The organism is Hydrogenophaga sp. A37 (assembly GCF_002001205.1).
Lineage (GTDB): Bacteria > Pseudomonadota > Gammaproteobacteria > Burkholderiales > Burkholderiaceae_C > Hydrogenophaga.
Window position 1 is genome coordinate 16,560 of sequence record NZ_MUNZ01000061.1, and the last position, 14,073, is coordinate 30,632.

Consider the following 14,073-nt stretch of genomic DNA (forward strand, 5'->3'; position numbering starts at 1 on the left):
GAGGCCCTAGGTCGCGTCTCTGCCAGGCAGCTGAACGGGAGTTGCCGAATAGATGGCGATGCTCGGCGCCTCTGTGGCAAGACCTGCGAGGGCACGTGCAAAGGCTCTCGATGCAGGAACTTTGAAGTGCTCCCAAAGTGCCGCTTCACTTGACCACTGTTCCACGAACACAAGGCGTGACGGGTTTTCGGTGTCTTTGTGGACGGCATGCGCAATGCAACCTGGCTCCGCTCGTGATCGATCAACGTGCGCTTGACTGAGAGCGAGAGCTTCTGACACACCACCTTCTTTCACGAGAACGCTGCCGAGTACGAGGATCATTCGATGTGCTCCAAGTGGGGAAACGGTGATTCTGCGCTTGCGAGCGCTTCGAACGATCAGCTCGCGGCCCAACTCGCCGTGTTTGTGAACGGGGTATTTGAGTTCGGGACTGCTCAACGCCGAAGAGGCAACGGCCGTGTTGCGAGCCCGCGCGGTGGCGAGCGGTGCGCCCAGTGTGCGATAGCGCACGGACCCCGTGCCGCAGGCGCCTAGCATCACGCGCATGCGCGCCATGCCCTTGTCGCCCACCTTGCTGCGCGCCCTTGAAGCAGGAGATTGCCCATGGATACCAGCGTGCGACACCGCCGCATGGCGGTCGGCAAAGTGGAGACGTTCTATCGCGAAGCAGGTCCGGACGGTGCACCGGTCCTGTTGCTTCCGCATGGATACCCCTGTTCCTCTTACGAATTCCGCAACCTGTTGCCGCGCTTGGCCGATCGCTGGCGGCTCATCGCACCGGACTGCCCGGGCGCCGGGTACAGCGACACGCCCGAGGCGTTCGACTACAGCTTCGACGGCTACGCCGAGTGTCTGGACCACTTCGTGCGCGAACTCGGCGTGAATCGCTTCGTCCTCTATCTGCACGATTTCGGATCGCCCATCGGTGCCCGTCTGGCCATTCGAGCGCCCGAGCGTGTCGTGGCGCTCATCATTCAAAACGGCGACATCCCCTACGAGGATGCGCTGGGCCCGAAGTACGCGGAGATCGAGAAGACCTGGGCGCTCCCGGCCCCCGAGATGCGCGCGGCTCTGGCTGAATCGATCCGTGAAGAGACGTTCAAGGCGGAGTTTCTGAACGCGGTCGGGCCGGCGCTTGCGGAGCGAATTCCGCCCGACCTGTGGAAACTTCACTGGTCGCTGATGACGCCGAGGCGGCGGGACATCGCGGTCAAGCTGATCGCAGGCCTGAAGGAGAACCGGGCCTGGTTTCCGCAACACCGCCAATACCTCAGCAAGCATCGCCCGCCCACGCTGATCGTCTGGGGACCGCACGACGCGTACATGCCCGAGAAGTCGGCCCGCGCCTACCTGCGTGACCTGCCCGACGCCGAGCTGCACTTGCTCGACGGCGGCCATTGGTTGCTGGAGACCCACCTCGATGAGGTGGTGGGGCTTGTTCGCGACTTCCTCGGACGCATTCACCAGCATCCTGCTTAGGGCAACGCTGAATAAGTCCCTCGTGGCGCGGGCATCCTGCTCTCGGGCGGTCTGCCGCGTTGCAAAGCCTCGCCGGGCCACCTGGCCCGTCTGCGTTTTGCGCCTTGCAGCCCATCCCGACAGCAGGCGCCCGCATCCACGGGGACTTGTTCAGCGTCGCCTTAGCCGGCCCCTCGAGGTCTTGGTGCTGTCGGATTCTGGGGATCAAGCATCCCTCGCCAAGCGCAGCCCGCTGAACTGCCAGCGTGCGTCGGTCGGGAAGAAGTTGCGGTAGCTGGCGCGGATGTGCTCGCGTGGTGTGGCGCAGGAGCCGCCGCGCAGCACCATCTGATTGACCATGAATTTGCCGTTGTATTCGCCCACCGCGCCGGCCCAGGGCCGGTAGCCGGGGTAGGGCAGGTAGGCGCTGGCGGTCCATTCCCACACGTCGCCGCCCATCTGCTGCAGACCGGCGCCGCTGCGCGAAAGTGGCATGGGGTGCAGCGCGCCGCTCTCCAGAAAATTGCCCTGGGTGTGCAGCGCGGTGCCGAGGGTTTGCGCCGCGTGTTCCCACTCGGCTTCGGTGGGCAGGCGGATCGGTTCGCTGGTTTGTTCGGCGTGCCAGCGGGCGTAGGCGTCGGCCTCGAACCAGCTGATGTGCACCACCGGCGTGCGCGGGTCGATGGGCACGCGCCCGTGCAGGGTGAAGTTGGTCCAGCCGCCTTGCCGCGCCGGGTCGCCGTCTCGCCGCCAGTACAGCGGCGCTTCGAGCTGATGGGTGCGCACCCAGTCCCAGCCCGCGGCCATCCACCAGCGCGGGTCGCGGTAGCCACCGTCGTCCATGAAGGCCAGCCATTCGCCGTGGGTCACCGGGCGTGTGGCCAGCGCGTGGGGCGGCAGCAGCAGCTCGTGGCGTGGGCTTTCGTTGTCGAAGGCAAAGCCGTCTCCGGTGTGGCCCATGTGCGCGGTGCCGCCGGGAAACGCCACCCAGTCCATGGGCGCGGCGACCACGCTGCTGAGCGGCCACTGCGGGTGATAGGCCGGGTTCAGCGGGTTCATGGCCAGCAGGTGTTTGAGGTCCGTGAGCAGCAGTTCCTGGTGTTGTTGCTCGTGCTGCAGGCCCAGTTCCAGGAGCGTGTTCAGCTCGTCGTTGGATGTGTGCCGCAGCAGGGCGTCGATGCGCGCGTCCACCTGCGCCCGCCAGGCCTTGACCTCGGCCAGGCCCGGGCGCGTGATCATGCCGCGTTGCGCGCGGGGATGTTGATCACCCACGCCCTGGTAGTAGCTGTTGAACAGCATGCGGAAGGCGGGGTGAAAGGGCCGGAAGCCGGGCTCGAAACGCTCGAGGATGAATGTCTCGAAGAACCAGGTCACGTGGGCCAGATGCCACTTGGTGGGGCTGGCGTCGAGCATGGACTGCACCTGGCAGTCGGCCTCGCTCAAGGGGGCGGCCAGCGCCAGGGTCGTCGCGCGAACCTGTGCGTAGCGCTGGGCCAGCGTGCTGGCGTTGAGGTGGTGGCGAGGCTGTGTGTTCATGGTGTGTCTCCCCGGTGGGTGCCGCTGGTGATGCCGTCCTTGTCTCGCGGGAGGGGCGGCCCATGGCGTTGATCGCAACAAGCTTTGGCACCTTACGCCACCTCAGGCCGTGCCACCAAATGCGGGCCCATCACCCCAACGGCGGCGAGGGCGATGCGCCCGCCGCGCGGCCCAGGGGGTTCAGCGGGTCATCCAGCGCCGTGCGCCCAGGCTGGCCGCATCCACCAGCGCCACCAGCAGCAGCATCGCGCCGAGGATGGTGGCGGTCTTGCCCATGTGGAACAGGCCCATGTGAAAGGCCAGCAATGCGCCCAGGCCCCCGGCGCCCACCACGCCCAGCACGGCGGCGGCGCGGATGTTGTTTTCCCAGCGGTAGAGCGTGTAGCTCATGAGCTGCGGCAGCACCTGCGGCAAGGTGGCATAGAGGAACACGCGGCCGTTGCCCACGCCCTGCGTGCGCAGGGAATCGCCCGGGCCGGGCGGCGCATTTTCCATCGCTTCAGCAAACAGGCGGCCCAGCACGCCGGTGGTGTGCAGCGCCAGCGCCAGCGTGCCGGCCAGCGGCCCGAGTCCGGCCGAGATCAGCAGCAGCGCGGCCCACACCAGCTCGGGAATGCTGCGCAACGCGTTGAGCAGCAGGCGCGTGGGCGCGCGGCCCCAGGCGGTGTGCGCTTCATGCAGCCGGCTCGCCGGCAGCGCCAGCGCCAGCCCGGCCACCGCGGCGAGCAGGGTGCCCAGCGCCGACATGGCCAGCGTTTCCCAGGCCGCGACCGCCACCTTGTTCAGGAAGGCGGGTGAGGTGTCGGCCGGAAAAAATTCACCGAGAAAGCGGCCCATGCTCTGCGCCGCTTCCAGCGAGAAGAACTGCGCCCACTGCAGATCCAGCGACCAGAAGCTGGCCACCACCAGCACCAGCAGGCTCGCCATGAACCAGCAGGCCTTGCAGCGCGCGCTGAACAGCGGCGGCGGCAGTTTGTAGGGCGGGTTGGCGGCTGGGGGCGGCATCATGGTGTCACCCCAGGGCCTTGCGCAGCCACGCACTGATGCGGTCGGCGAGTGCGACGAGCGCCATGAACACCAGCAGCATGGTGGCCACCTCGCCGCCGCTGAACATCTTCATCGAGTTGTCCATCTGCTGGCCCAGGCCGCCCGCGCCCACGAAGCCCAGCACCACGGAGGATCGGATCGCGCACTCCCAGCGGTACACGGTGTAGCTGGTGAGCTCGGCCGCGCTGGCCGGCAGCAGGCCGTAGAAGAAGGCCTGCAGGCGCCCCGCACCGTTGCGCAGCAGCGTCTCGGTGGCATGGGTCTCGCCGCTCTCCAGGATCTCGCCATACACCTTGCCCAGCATGCCGCCGTAGGTGAGCGCGATGGCCAGCACGCCGGCCGTGGGGCCGAGGCCGACCACGCGCACGAACACCAGCGCCCAGACCAGCTCGGGGATGCTGCGCAGCACGATCAGCCCCCAGCGCACCGCTTGCCGCAGCCAGAACGGCCCGCGCGCCATGCGGCCCGAGAGTGCCGAGATCGAGAGCACCCGCGTGGACAGCAGCGTGAACGGCACCGCCAGCACCAGCGCCAGCGTGATGCCCGCGGTGGCCATGGCCACGGTGCGCCAGGTTTCTTGCGCCACCAGAGCCAAGAACTCGCCACTGTGCGCCAGCGGCCAGAAACTCGCGAGGAAGTGGCCGCTGACCTTCAGGCTCTCGGGTTCCAGCATCACCCAGGGTTTGAACTCCGTGGCCACCAGCAGTGGCCACAGCAGGACGAGACAGGCACCGCTCCAGAACAGGCGCGAAAGCCAGGCCGGGTCGCGCGTGGGCGCGGTGCGCAAGCTCATGGCCGTCATGCAAACGGGCTCCCGGCAAGGCTTTTCCCCCTCGCCCCACTGGGGAGAGGGTTGGGGTGAGGGGCGTGCCGGGCTGCCGTGATCATGGGTTCACCGGCAGTGCATGACCACAGGTGGTGGTGTGGGTGGCGAGCGTGCGTCCGCCGGGGCGGGACCATGCAGCTCGTCTTCATGTTGGTCGTACAGCGCGGCCAGGTGCTCGCGCGTGACCTGCGCCGCCGGCAGGTCGAAGGCCAGCGCGCCGTCGCGCAGGCCCACGATGCGGGGGAAGTGTTCAAGCGCCACCTCCACCTGGTGCAGCGTGGTCACCAGCGTGGCACCGCGCTCGCGCGCACCCGTCAGCAAGGTGTGAATGGCCTGCCGCGCACGCGACGGGTCCAGCGCCGACAAGGGCTCATCAATCAACCACAGCGAGGCCGGCGCGAGCAGCGCCCGCGCCAGACCCACGCGCTGGCGCTCGCCGCCCGAGAGCCGGTCCACCCGCTCGAACAGTTTGTCGGCCAGGTCGAAGCGGTCCAGCGCCTCGAAGGCCGCAGGAATCTCCGCCGGGTAGAACAGCGAACGCAGGCTCTGCCACAGGCCCATGGCCGGCAGGCGACCGGCCAGCACGGACGTCACCACGCGCTGGCGCGGCGGCAGCGGGGGCACCTGCGGCGCGAGGAACAGCCGCCCGCGCTGGCGCTGCAACTCGGCGCGCGGCAGCTGCCAGGGATCTTGCCCGTCCAGCCGCAGCGAGCCGGTGGCCGGCGGCAGCGCGCAGGCCAGCACCTGCAGCAGCGTGGTCTTGCCGGCGCCCGAGGGGCCGATCACGGCCACCTGTTCGCCCGCGGCCACGCTCAGGGTGAGCGCCTGGAGGGCCGGCGCCACACCCGCGCGCGCCGCCGGGTGGCGGGCGCTGGCACCTTGCAGCTGAATGTTCAAGCGGCCAGGCCCGTGGTCACAGCAGCTCGGCGCTGCGTGCGGCGGCTTCGATGCCCTTGTAGTTTTCGGCCTTGGTCGGCACGAACTTCGTGGCGCGCTGCAACTCCAGAATTTCTTTGCCTTCGGGCGTGGCCTTGGTGAGCGAGGTCAGCGCATCGACCAGCTTCTGGCGCGTGGCGGCGGGCATGTCGGCGTGTACCGACCAGTTGTAGTCAAAGTAGGGCGGGGTGGTGTAGATCACGCGCACCTGGGTGGGGTCGACCTTCTTGTCGGCCACGAACTTTTCCCACACCGAGATGTTGAGCGCGCCGCCCTGTACCTTGCCCGAGGCGACGGCCGCGATGGTCGCGTCGTGCGCGCCGCTGAAGGCCACGCGCTTGAAGTCTTTCTCGGGGTTGATGCCCTGCTGCAGCAGGAAGCTGCGCGGCATCAGGTGGCCACTGGTGGAGCTCTGTGAACCGAAGGACACGTCTTTGCCCTTGAGGTCGGCCAGGCTGTTGATGGCTGGGTCGCTGGTGATGAAGACGGACTTGAATTTCTCGTCTTCCTCGCGCTGCACCAGCGGGATCACCTTGCCGCCCGAGCGCACGTTGGCCTGCACAAACGTGAAGCCACCGAACCAGGCCATGTCCACCTTCTTGTTGACCAGGGCTTCTACCGAAGCAGCGTAGTCGGTCACGGGGGTGAACTCGACCTTCATGCCGAGCTTGGATTCGAGGTACTTCACCAGCGGTGCGGCCTTGCGCGCCAGCTCGGTGGGTGATTCGTCGGGGATCGCGGTGACGCGAAAGACGGCCTGGGCCTGGGCCAGGCCTGTGAAGGCGGTGCCGGCGGCGAGCACGGCGCAGGTCAAGAGTGCGCGTTTGGTGCTGGAGAAAAAGCGGGTGGTCATGGGTATCCGATCAAGAGGGATGGGGAGCGCGTATTAAACCGCGCCGCTGCGCGCCCCAGCTGCGTGGGGGGCTTGATGCAGGCCCTGGTCAGAAAGGTCTTTGAGCGACGGCGCAGCGCCGTCGGTTTATAAAGCGGTGCACCTTTCGCGCTGTCCCTGCCATGCACAAGCCACCCCCCGCACCTCATTTCGTGCAATTGCACCAGACCGACCACGCGGCCGTGCGGGCCGAGCTGGCGGCGGGTTTGTTGGCGCATCCGCCTCACGCTTCGCCCAAGTTCTTCTACGACGCGCTGGGTTCGCGCCTGTTTGACGCCATCACCGAACTGGCCGAGTACTACCCCACCCGCACCGAGGCCGCCCTCTTTGCGCAACACGGCGCGGACATGGCGCAGCGCGTGCCGGCGGGCGTGGTGCTGATCGACCTGGGCGCGGGCAATTGCGCCAAGGCCGCCAGCCTGTTTGCGGTGCTGCGGCCGACCGCCTATGTGGCGGTGGACATTTCGGTGGACTACCTGCGCGGGGCCATGGGCCAACTGCAGCAGCGGCACCCCGAACGGCCCATGTTGGGCCTGGGCATGGACTTCTCCAGCGAGCTGGCCTTGCCGCCTGCTGCCACCGAGTGGCTGGCGCGCCACGAGCTCGGCGGCGCGCCGCGCTGCGTGTTCTACCCCGGCTCCAGCATCGGCAACTTCAACCCCATCGACGCCCTGGCCCTGCTGCGCCAGGCGCGCGCCGTGTGCGCCGAGGGCGGGCCCGGCGGCGGCCTCCTGATCGGCGTGGACCGCGTGAAGGACAAGGCTGTTCTGGAGCCCGCCTACGACGACCCGCTGGGCGTCACCGCCGCTTTCAACCGCAACCTGCTGTTGCACACCAACGCCTTGCTCGGTGCCGACTTCGCGCCCGCGCGCTGGCAGCACGTGGCGTTCTTCAATGAGACCGAATCGCGCATCGAGATGCACCTGCAAGCCAACGGCGCGCAGACCGTGCGCTGGCCCGGCGGCGAGCGCGCCTTTGTCGACGGCGAGCGGCTGCACACCGAGAACTCCTACAAGTGGGCGCCGGCCGATTTCGATGGGCTGCTGCGCGAAGCGGGTTTTGGCCCAGCCCAACACTGGACCGACCCGCAAGGGTGGTTCAGTGTGTTCTGGGCGCCGGTGTGAGATGTTGAAAACCATGTTTGCGCCATGTGCATGGGCTCGGTCGCTTCCACTGCCTGCACTACAGTTCGCGGCATGCGCACGCTGATCAAACTCCTGCTCGTGCTGTCGCTCTGGTGGTCGGCGGTGGCGCCTGCCGTGGCGGCGGCCATGGGCTGCTGCGAACCCGACACGCCCTGTTGCCTGGTGCAGGGCCTGGGCCGTGGCTGCGCGGTGTGCCCGCCCGCCGCGCTCCACGTGAGCGCCACACAGCAGCCTGTGGGCGAGACAGGCAGACACAGCGCCCCTGTGGTCTGGGTGGCTTTTCAGCTGAGCGAAGGCATTGACGACATCTGGCGCCCGCCCATGGTGCTGCGCTGATGCCTTTGTCTGTTGTTCAACTTACCTGGAAACGATCATGAAAAACCCATTTGCCAAGGCGGTGTCCGCCATCGCATTGCTCACCTTGTCCGCCAAAGCCATGGCCGCCACCACGGCCGCCTGCTGCGTGGCCGGCGCCCTGTGCTGCCTGGGTGGCATGCCCTGCTGCCTGTAAACACGGCGGCTGACTGATCGGGGCCCGGCCTGTGGCAACACAGGCCGGGCCTTGTCATTTGAGAGATTCGATCATTGCGTCAGGCCTGCACGCTGCGGAACCCGGCCACGATGTCGTTGCGCTCGGGGGTGAAGTAGTTGCGGTACTGCGGGTGGCGCATGCGCGGCGCGGTGGCGAAGCTCGCGCCCTTGAGCACTGGGCGGCCGTCGAACCACGGCTGCGAATAGTCCACATAGGGGTGCGGCGCAAAGCCGGGGAAGGGCGCGAAGGGGCTGGCGGTCCACTCCCACACGCGGCCCCATTCGAACCCGGGGACTTGCGCCGCCACTTCCCACTCGGCCTCGGTCGGCAGGCGCCGCCCGGCCCAGGCGCACCAGGCCTGCGCCTCGAACGCGCTGAGGTGGCTGGCCGGGGCGGCCGGGTCCAGCGCTTGCCAGCGGCCAAAAACCTGCTGCTCCCAGCCCTGCGCGCCCTGCCGCAGGTAGCGCGGCGCAAGCCGCTCCTGCGAGAGGCGCCAGATCCAGCCCGGTGCGCCCCAGAAGCGGCGTTGCGCGTAAGAGCCGCTGTCGATGAACGGCAGAAACTGCGCCCAGGTGACGGGCTGCGCGTCGATCTCGAAGGCGTTGACGGCCACACCGTGTGTACCGAGTTCGTTGTCAAACGCAAAGCCGGAGCCGCTGCGGCCCAGCGGCCAGTCGGTGGAGGCGATCTGCAGCGGGGGTTGGCGTGCGCGCGTCGAGGAAGCCGGGCAAGCGACCATCGGATCAAAGCCCAGCGTCTGCGCCATGTACACCGCGGCCTCGGCGTGCATGTCTTCGTGGAACAGCGCGAGGCGAAAGAAGTACAGGCCGTTGTCGTCTTCGGGCGCGTCGGCGAGCAAGGCCAGCGTGTCGCTCAGGCTGGCCACGAGGTCGGCGCGCACGGCGTCGGCATCGGGCAGGTTCAGCCGCCAGCGCGCGTCGTGCGGCACCTCGCTGGAGTTGTAGAGCGCGTCGGCGTCCACCCCGTGTGCGGCCTGTCGTGCCGCGCTGCGCGGGGCCAGCGGGTCGGCGTTCACGCCCCGATGGCGCTGCGGGTTTCGCGCCAACCACCAGTCGGCAAACCAGCCGATGTGGCCCAGTTCCCACAGCGGCGGGTTCAGCTCGGGCGTGCAGGGCACGCGCAGGTCGGGGCCGAGCGCGGCCTCGTGGGCGGCCAGCAGCGCCAGGCTGCGCGCGCGTGTATCACGCAGTGCGTCGGCCAGCCACACCTTGCCGCCGCAGCGCGCGGATTCGGCATCGGACACAATCGCTGACGTCAGGCTCAGACCCATGAAAAAACCCTCTGTGTGCATCGTCACCCCGGCCTTCGCCGACGCCAACAACGGCAACTGGCAGACCGCGCACCGCTGGGCCCAGATGCTTCGCGCGCATTATGCGGTTCGCCTGGCGAAGCAATGGCCCGACTCGAATGTCACCGACGACGGCACGGACATCCTGATCGCGCTGCACGCGCGGCGCTCGGCCGCCAGCGTGGCCGCCTGGGCGCAGGCGCACCCGCACCAACCGCTGGTGCTCGCCCTCACCGGCACCGACCTCTACCGCGACATCCAGAGCGACCCAATCGCGCAGCGCTCGCTGGCGCTGGCGCACCGGCTCATCGTGCTGCAGGAGCTTGGTCCCATGGCCTTGCCCGAATCTCTGCGAGGCAAATGCCGGGTGGTGTTTCAGTCCAGCACACGGCGCGCCACCCTGCCCAAGACCCGCGCCCACCTGCGCGCGCTCACGGTGGGCCATCTGCGCGACGAAAAGTCGCCGCAGACCCTGTTTGAAGCGGCACGGCTGATCGGCCCCGATGAGGGCATCTTCATTGACCACATCGGCGGGGCGCTGGACCCTGCGCTGGGCGATTCCGCGCGCCAGACCGCGGCCGATTGCCCGCACTACCGCTGGCTCGGCAACCAGCCCCACGCCGCCACACGCGCGCGCATCCAGCGCGCCCATGTGCTGGTGCACGCCAGCCGCATGGAAGGCGGCGCCCACGTGATCATGGAGGCCGCGCTCTGCGGCACGCCGGTGCTGGCCTCGCGCATCGACGGCAATGTGGGCATGCTGGGCGTCGACTACGCGGGTTACTTTCCCCTGGGCGACGCCGCTGCTCTCACCGCCCTGCTGCGCACTGCGCGCGAAGACCAGGCTCGCGGCGGTGGGTGGCTCACCGACATGCAAACGTTATGTCTGGCGCGCTCGGCACGCTTTGAACCGGACGCCGAGCGCGCTGCCTTGTTGTCCCTGCTGGCCGAGCTGACCTGACAAGATCCCGGGCATGTGCTTGTCCGGCGCGACCCGGATGCATTACCCTCTCACGGTTCTTCGAGTGCAGCGCCACTTCCGGCCCCATCGCCCATCCGCGTGTGCCACACCCCTGCCTCTTCACCGCAGGTGCGCTCAAGACACATCCCCACCCATCCATCCATCCTTTACCTGGATCTGCGCCATGACCCAACCCACCCCCGCCCAAACCCTGCTGAACACCCTTGACGGTGTGGTCACCACCGTCATCGACGCCGCCGCCATCGAGACCGACAAGCTGGGCCAATTTCCCGCCAGCAGCCTGGCCGCCCTGCGCAGCGCCGGCCTGCTGGGCCTGATCAGCGACGCCACCGTGGGCGGTGCCGGCGGTGACATGGGCCACGCCAGCCGCGCGGTGCGCCGCATCGCGCAGTCCTGCCCGTCTACCGCCATGATCCTGGCCATGCACTACAGCGCCGTGGCCGTGATCGAGAAGTTCGGTGACGAAGCCACCCGCAAGGCCATCGCCGCCGGCCAGCACCTGAGCACGCTGGCGTTTTCCGAGGCCGGTTCGCGCAGCCACTTCTGGGCCCCCACCAGCACCGCCCGCGCCGACGGCGCTGACGCCGTGCTCGATGCGAGCAAGAGCTGGGTCACCGCCGCCGGCCACGCCGATTCCTACGTGTGGTCCAGCCAACCGCTGGCCGCCACCGGTGCCAGCAGCATCTGGCTGATGCCGCGCGAGACAGCCGGCCTCTCCACCGTGGCGCCGTTTGACGGCCTGGGCCTGCGCGGCAACGCCTCGTCGCCGGTGCGCGCCGAGGGCGTGCGCCTGCCGCTGACCGCGATGTTGGGGGCCGATGGTGGCGGGTTTGACGTGATGATGGGCACGGTGCTGCCCTGGTTCTCGGTGCTCAACGCCTCGGGCTCGGTGGGCATGATGGACGGCGCGATCACCCGCGCTGCGGCCCACGTCAACGCCACCCGCTTTGCCCACCTGGGCACCAGCATCGCCGAGCTGCCCACGGCCCGCGCCTACATCGCCCGCGCCAAGATCCAGGCCGACAGCGCCGCCGTGCTGCTGGACGACACCATCGCCGCCATCGCCGGCGCGCGGGCCGACACCATGCTGCGCGTGCTGCAGGTCAAGGCCCACGCGGCCGAGTCCGCCCTGCAGGTCACCGACCTCGCCATGCGGGTCTGCGGCGGTGCTGCCTTCCGCAAGGAGGTGGGCGTCGAGCGACTGTTCCGTGATGCGCGCGCGGCCTCCGTGATGGCGCCCACGTCCGATGTGCTCTACGATTTCATCGGCAAGGCCACACTGGGCATGGACCTGTTCTGAACACCCACCACTGAAAAGGACACCGCATGTCGCAAACACTCGTGCTGGGCGCCGTCGCCTACGCGCCCAAGGTCGTCACCATCTGGGAAGGCTTCAAGGAATTTTTCGTCCGCAACGGCCTGCCCTTCGACTTCATCCTCTACTCCAACTACGAGCGCCAGGTCGAGGCGCAGTTCAGCGGTGAGGTGCACGTCGCCTGGAACTCGCCGCTGGCCTGGCTGCGCGCCGAGCGCATGGCCAAAGCGCGCGGCCTGTCGGACCAGGTGCGCGCCATCGCCATGCGCGACACCGACTGCGACCTGACCTCGGTCATCGTGGTGCGCACCGGTGCCGGCATCAACACGCTGGCCGACCTGCGCGGCAAACGCATCGGCGTCGGTGCCATCGACTCGCCGCAGGCCACGCTGATCCCGCTGCAGTGGCTGCGTGAGCAGGGCATCGACCCCGACACCGCGCTCACCGTGGTGCGCCACGACGTGCTGGGCGGCAAACACGGTGACCACGTCGGCGGCGAGCGCGACGCGGCGCGTGCCCTGGTCGCGGGCGAGGTGGATGCGGCGGTGATGATCGACGGCAACCACCTGCAGTTCACGCAGGAAGGCACCTTGCCCGCCGGCCGCAGCACGGTGCTGGCGCGCACGCCGGCCTTCGACCACTGCAACTTCACCACCAGCCCGGGCGCGCCCGCCGACCTGATGGCGCGTTTCGAGACCCTGGTGCGCGCCATGTCGTTCGACGACCCGCAGGTGCGCCCGCTGCTGGAGCTCGAAGGCCTGCGCGAATGGAAAGACGGCCGCACCAGCGGCTATGCCTGGCTCGACCGCGCCGTGGACGCATCCCGCTTTTACGATGCGCAGGGCAACATCACCGCCCATGACTACCGCTACTGACACCGCCACCAGCGGCCCGGTGCTCGACCTGGGCGCGCTGGGCATGGACACCGGCGCCCACGTGCTGGTGGCCCACGCCCTGCGCCAGCGCGACCCGGCGCTGGCGCTGCGCGTGCGCGGCAGCCACCCCGAGCTGGGTGTGCACCTGAGCGGCTGGTGCCGCAAGCGCGGCCTGACCGTGACCAGCCAGGACGGCGAACACCGCATCGCGCCCGGCCCGGGCGAAGCGCAGCGCTGGCGCGGCGCGCAGCGGGCCGGCGCGTCCGACCCCGGCGCGCCCGGCGCGGTTGTGGCCCAGCCCAACGCCCGCTGGGGTGTGGCCGCGCGCGGCGCGCTGGTGGAGGCCGGCGCGCCCGAGTTCCATTTTCCGCTGTCCGACAAAGCCGCGCTCTGGGCCGACGACGCGGCGCGCCTCTACGCCGCCGCCGTCGCCGCCCAGTGGGACCCCAACAAGGCCATCGACTGGGCAACGCCCTTCGAACTGCCCGACGAGGTGGAAGACGCCGTCGTCCAGGTGATGACCTATCTGGTGGAAAACGAAAACGCCGCCCTGCTGGTGCCGGCGCGTTTTCTCGGCCAGATGCACCCGCACTTCCGCGAGGTGTTGCAGTGCCTGGCGATCACGATTGCCGACGAGGCGCGGCACGTCGAGGTCTTCACGCGGCGCATCACGCTCAAGGGCCGTGGCCCGGCGCTGTCCACCGCCGGCGCGCAGGCCTCGCTCAAGACCCTGTTCGACGAGCCCGAGTTTTCGGTGGCGTCGTTCCTGTTGTCGGTGCTGGGCGAAGGCACCTTTGTGAACCTGCTGAACTTCCTCAACACCTACGCGCCCGATCCGGTCACGCGCCAGATCTGCCGCCTGGCCAGCCGTGACGAGGCGCGCCACGTGGCTTTCGGCATGTCGCACCTCGCCTGGCAGATGGCGCAGGACCCGGACCTTAAACACCGCCTGAACGCGGCGGTCGAGCGGCGCTACGACGAACTCGCCAGCACCGACGGCCTGAACGAAGAGGTGTTCGACGCGCTGATCCTGCTGGCCGCCGGCGCCTTCACGCCCGAGGCCGTGGCCACAGGCTACGAACGGGTGCAGCGCCTGAAGCAGGAAATGGCCGACGGCCGGCGCGCGCGCCTGGCCAAGCTGGGCTTCGCGCCCGAAGCGGCGCAGGCCCTGGCCGAGCGCCACACCCGCAACTTCATGTGAGCCGACGCGCTCCTTCGCT

General features: G+C 68.8%; 15 protein-coding genes. 8 read left to right on the forward strand and 7 right to left on the reverse strand.

Annotation, left to right across the window (positions count from 1 at the left end; genetic code table 11):
• Positions 1-6 precede the first annotated feature (6 nt).
• Positions 7-705, reverse strand: a complete 699-nt coding sequence (locus tag B0E41_RS27800) for a putative quinol monooxygenase (RefSeq protein WP_363350158.1) — start codon at positions 703-705, stop codon at positions 7-9.
• Between B0E41_RS27800 and B0E41_RS03245 the strand changes: the two genes are divergently transcribed.
• Positions 604-1,479, forward strand: a complete 876-nt coding sequence (locus B0E41_RS03245) for an alpha/beta hydrolase (protein ID WP_077328756.1) — start codon at positions 604-606, stop codon at positions 1,477-1,479. The two genes, B0E41_RS27800 and B0E41_RS03245, sit on opposite strands and share 102 nt — an antisense overlap.
• Before the next feature lie 204 nt (positions 1,480-1,683).
• Here B0E41_RS03245 and egtB read toward each other — a convergent pair whose 3' ends face one another.
• The 5 genes from egtB to B0E41_RS03270 all read right to left on the reverse strand — a co-directional run bounded on the left by egtB (position 1,684) and on the right by B0E41_RS03270 (position 6,656).
• Positions 1,684-2,994 (reverse strand): ergothioneine biosynthesis protein EgtB, encoded by a 1,311-nt coding sequence (gene egtB, locus B0E41_RS03250; protein ID WP_077328758.1) that lies wholly within the window; start codon positions 2,992-2,994, stop codon positions 1,684-1,686.
• A gap of 180 nt (positions 2,995-3,174) precedes the next feature.
• Positions 3,175-3,999, reverse strand: a complete 825-nt coding sequence (gene phnE / locus B0E41_RS03255) for a phosphonate ABC transporter, permease protein PhnE (protein WP_077328850.1) — start codon at positions 3,997-3,999, stop codon at positions 3,175-3,177.
• 7 nt (positions 4,000-4,006) lie between these two features.
• Positions 4,007-4,843: an ABC transporter permease gene (locus B0E41_RS03260; RefSeq protein ID WP_077328760.1), complete on the reverse strand. Its 837-nt coding sequence runs from the start codon at positions 4,841-4,843 to the stop codon at positions 4,007-4,009.
• A gap of 90 nt (positions 4,844-4,933) precedes the next feature.
• Positions 4,934-5,764, reverse strand: coding sequence for an ATP-binding cassette domain-containing protein (locus tag B0E41_RS03265; protein ID WP_077328762.1), 831 nt, complete (start codon positions 5,762-5,764; stop codon positions 4,934-4,936).
• Between the two features lie 16 nt (positions 5,765-5,780).
• Complete coding sequence (locus B0E41_RS03270) at positions 5,781-6,656, reverse strand: putative selenate ABC transporter substrate-binding protein (protein WP_077328765.1); 876 nt, start codon at positions 6,654-6,656, stop codon at positions 5,781-5,783.
• 161 nt (positions 6,657-6,817) lie between these two features.
• On the opposite strand from B0E41_RS03270, the gene egtD reads away from it, so the two are divergent.
• The 3 genes from egtD (at position 6,818) to B0E41_RS27015 (ending at position 8,351) form a co-directional block, all read left to right on the forward strand.
• Positions 6,818-7,819 carry an L-histidine N(alpha)-methyltransferase gene (egtD, locus tag B0E41_RS03275; RefSeq protein WP_077328767.1) on the forward strand — a complete coding sequence of 334 codons (1,002 nt, stop codon included), beginning with the start codon at positions 6,818-6,820 and terminating at the stop codon, positions 7,817-7,819.
• Between the two features lie 72 nt (positions 7,820-7,891).
• Positions 7,892-8,176: a hypothetical protein gene (locus B0E41_RS03280; RefSeq protein ID WP_077328769.1), complete on the forward strand. Its 285-nt coding sequence runs from the start codon at positions 7,892-7,894 to the stop codon at positions 8,174-8,176.
• Between the two features lie 37 nt (positions 8,177-8,213).
• Positions 8,214-8,351, forward strand: coding sequence for a hypothetical protein (locus B0E41_RS27015; RefSeq protein ID WP_171984648.1), 138 nt, complete (start codon positions 8,214-8,216; stop codon positions 8,349-8,351).
• A gap of 79 nt (positions 8,352-8,430) precedes the next feature.
• Here B0E41_RS27015 and senA read toward each other — a convergent pair whose 3' ends face one another.
• A complete protein-coding gene (gene senA / locus B0E41_RS03285; RefSeq protein ID WP_077328772.1) occupies positions 8,431-9,663 on the reverse strand; it encodes a selenoneine synthase SenA in 1,233 nt (410 codons plus the stop codon).
• Here senA and senB point away from each other — a divergent pair.
• The 4 genes from senB to B0E41_RS03305 all read left to right on the forward strand — a co-directional run bounded on the left by senB (position 9,662) and on the right by B0E41_RS03305 (position 14,054).
• A complete protein-coding gene (senB, locus tag B0E41_RS03290) occupies positions 9,662-10,642 on the forward strand; it encodes a selenoneine biosynthesis selenosugar synthase SenB (RefSeq protein ID WP_077328774.1) in 981 nt (326 codons plus the stop codon). The two genes, senA and senB, sit on opposite strands and share 2 nt — an antisense overlap.
• A gap of 184 nt (positions 10,643-10,826) precedes the next feature.
• Positions 10,827-11,963: an acyl-CoA dehydrogenase family protein gene (locus tag B0E41_RS03295; protein WP_077328776.1), complete on the forward strand. Its 1,137-nt coding sequence runs from the start codon at positions 10,827-10,829 to the stop codon at positions 11,961-11,963.
• Between the two features lie 26 nt (positions 11,964-11,989).
• Entirely contained in the window at positions 11,990-12,853 is an 864-nt protein-coding gene (locus B0E41_RS03300) for a phosphate/phosphite/phosphonate ABC transporter substrate-binding protein (protein ID WP_077328778.1), read from the forward strand.
• Positions 12,837-14,054, forward strand: coding sequence for a ferritin-like domain-containing protein (locus tag B0E41_RS03305; RefSeq protein WP_077328780.1), 1,218 nt, complete (start codon positions 12,837-12,839; stop codon positions 14,052-14,054). Before B0E41_RS03300 ends, B0E41_RS03305 begins: the two co-directional genes overlap by 17 nt.
• Positions 14,055-14,073 lie beyond the last annotated feature (19 nt).

Excerpts from the sequence above, each read along its gene's own strand:
- B0E41_RS03270 (WP_077328765.1), bottom strand. The coding sequence starts at position 6,656 with ATGACCACCCGCTTTTTCTCCAGCACCAAACGCGCACTCTTGACCTGC.
- B0E41_RS03260 (WP_077328760.1), bottom strand. The coding sequence starts at position 4,843 with ATGACGGCCATGAGCTTGCGCACCGCGCCCACGCGCGACCCGGCCTGG.
- B0E41_RS03295 (WP_077328776.1), top strand. The coding sequence starts at position 10,827 with ATGACCCAACCCACCCCCGCCCAAACCCTGCTGAACACCCTTGACGGT.
- senB (WP_077328774.1), top strand. The coding sequence starts at position 9,662 with ATGAAAAAACCCTCTGTGTGCATCGTCACCCCGGCCTTCGCCGACGCC.
- phnE (WP_077328850.1), bottom strand. The coding sequence starts at position 3,999 with ATGCCGCCCCCAGCCGCCAACCCGCCCTACAAACTGCCGCCGCCGCTG.
- B0E41_RS27015 (WP_171984648.1), top strand. The coding sequence starts at position 8,214 with ATGAAAAACCCATTTGCCAAGGCGGTGTCCGCCATCGCATTGCTCACC.
- B0E41_RS03300 (WP_077328778.1), top strand. The coding sequence starts at position 11,990 with ATGTCGCAAACACTCGTGCTGGGCGCCGTCGCCTACGCGCCCAAGGTC.
- senA (WP_077328772.1), bottom strand. The coding sequence starts at position 9,663 with ATGGGTCTGAGCCTGACGTCAGCGATTGTGTCCGATGCCGAATCCGCG.
- B0E41_RS03245 (WP_077328756.1), top strand. The coding sequence starts at position 604 with ATGGATACCAGCGTGCGACACCGCCGCATGGCGGTCGGCAAAGTGGAG.
- egtD (WP_077328767.1), top strand. The coding sequence starts at position 6,818 with ATGCACAAGCCACCCCCCGCACCTCATTTCGTGCAATTGCACCAGACC.
- egtB (WP_077328758.1), bottom strand. The coding sequence starts at position 2,994 with ATGAACACACAGCCTCGCCACCACCTCAACGCCAGCACGCTGGCCCAG.
- B0E41_RS27800 (WP_363350158.1), bottom strand. The coding sequence starts at position 705 with ATGCGGAAGCAACAGGACCGGTGCACCGTCCGGACCTGCTTCGCGATA.
- B0E41_RS03280 (WP_077328769.1), top strand. The coding sequence starts at position 7,892 with ATGCGCACGCTGATCAAACTCCTGCTCGTGCTGTCGCTCTGGTGGTCG.
- B0E41_RS03305 (WP_077328780.1), top strand. The coding sequence starts at position 12,837 with ATGACTACCGCTACTGACACCGCCACCAGCGGCCCGGTGCTCGACCTG.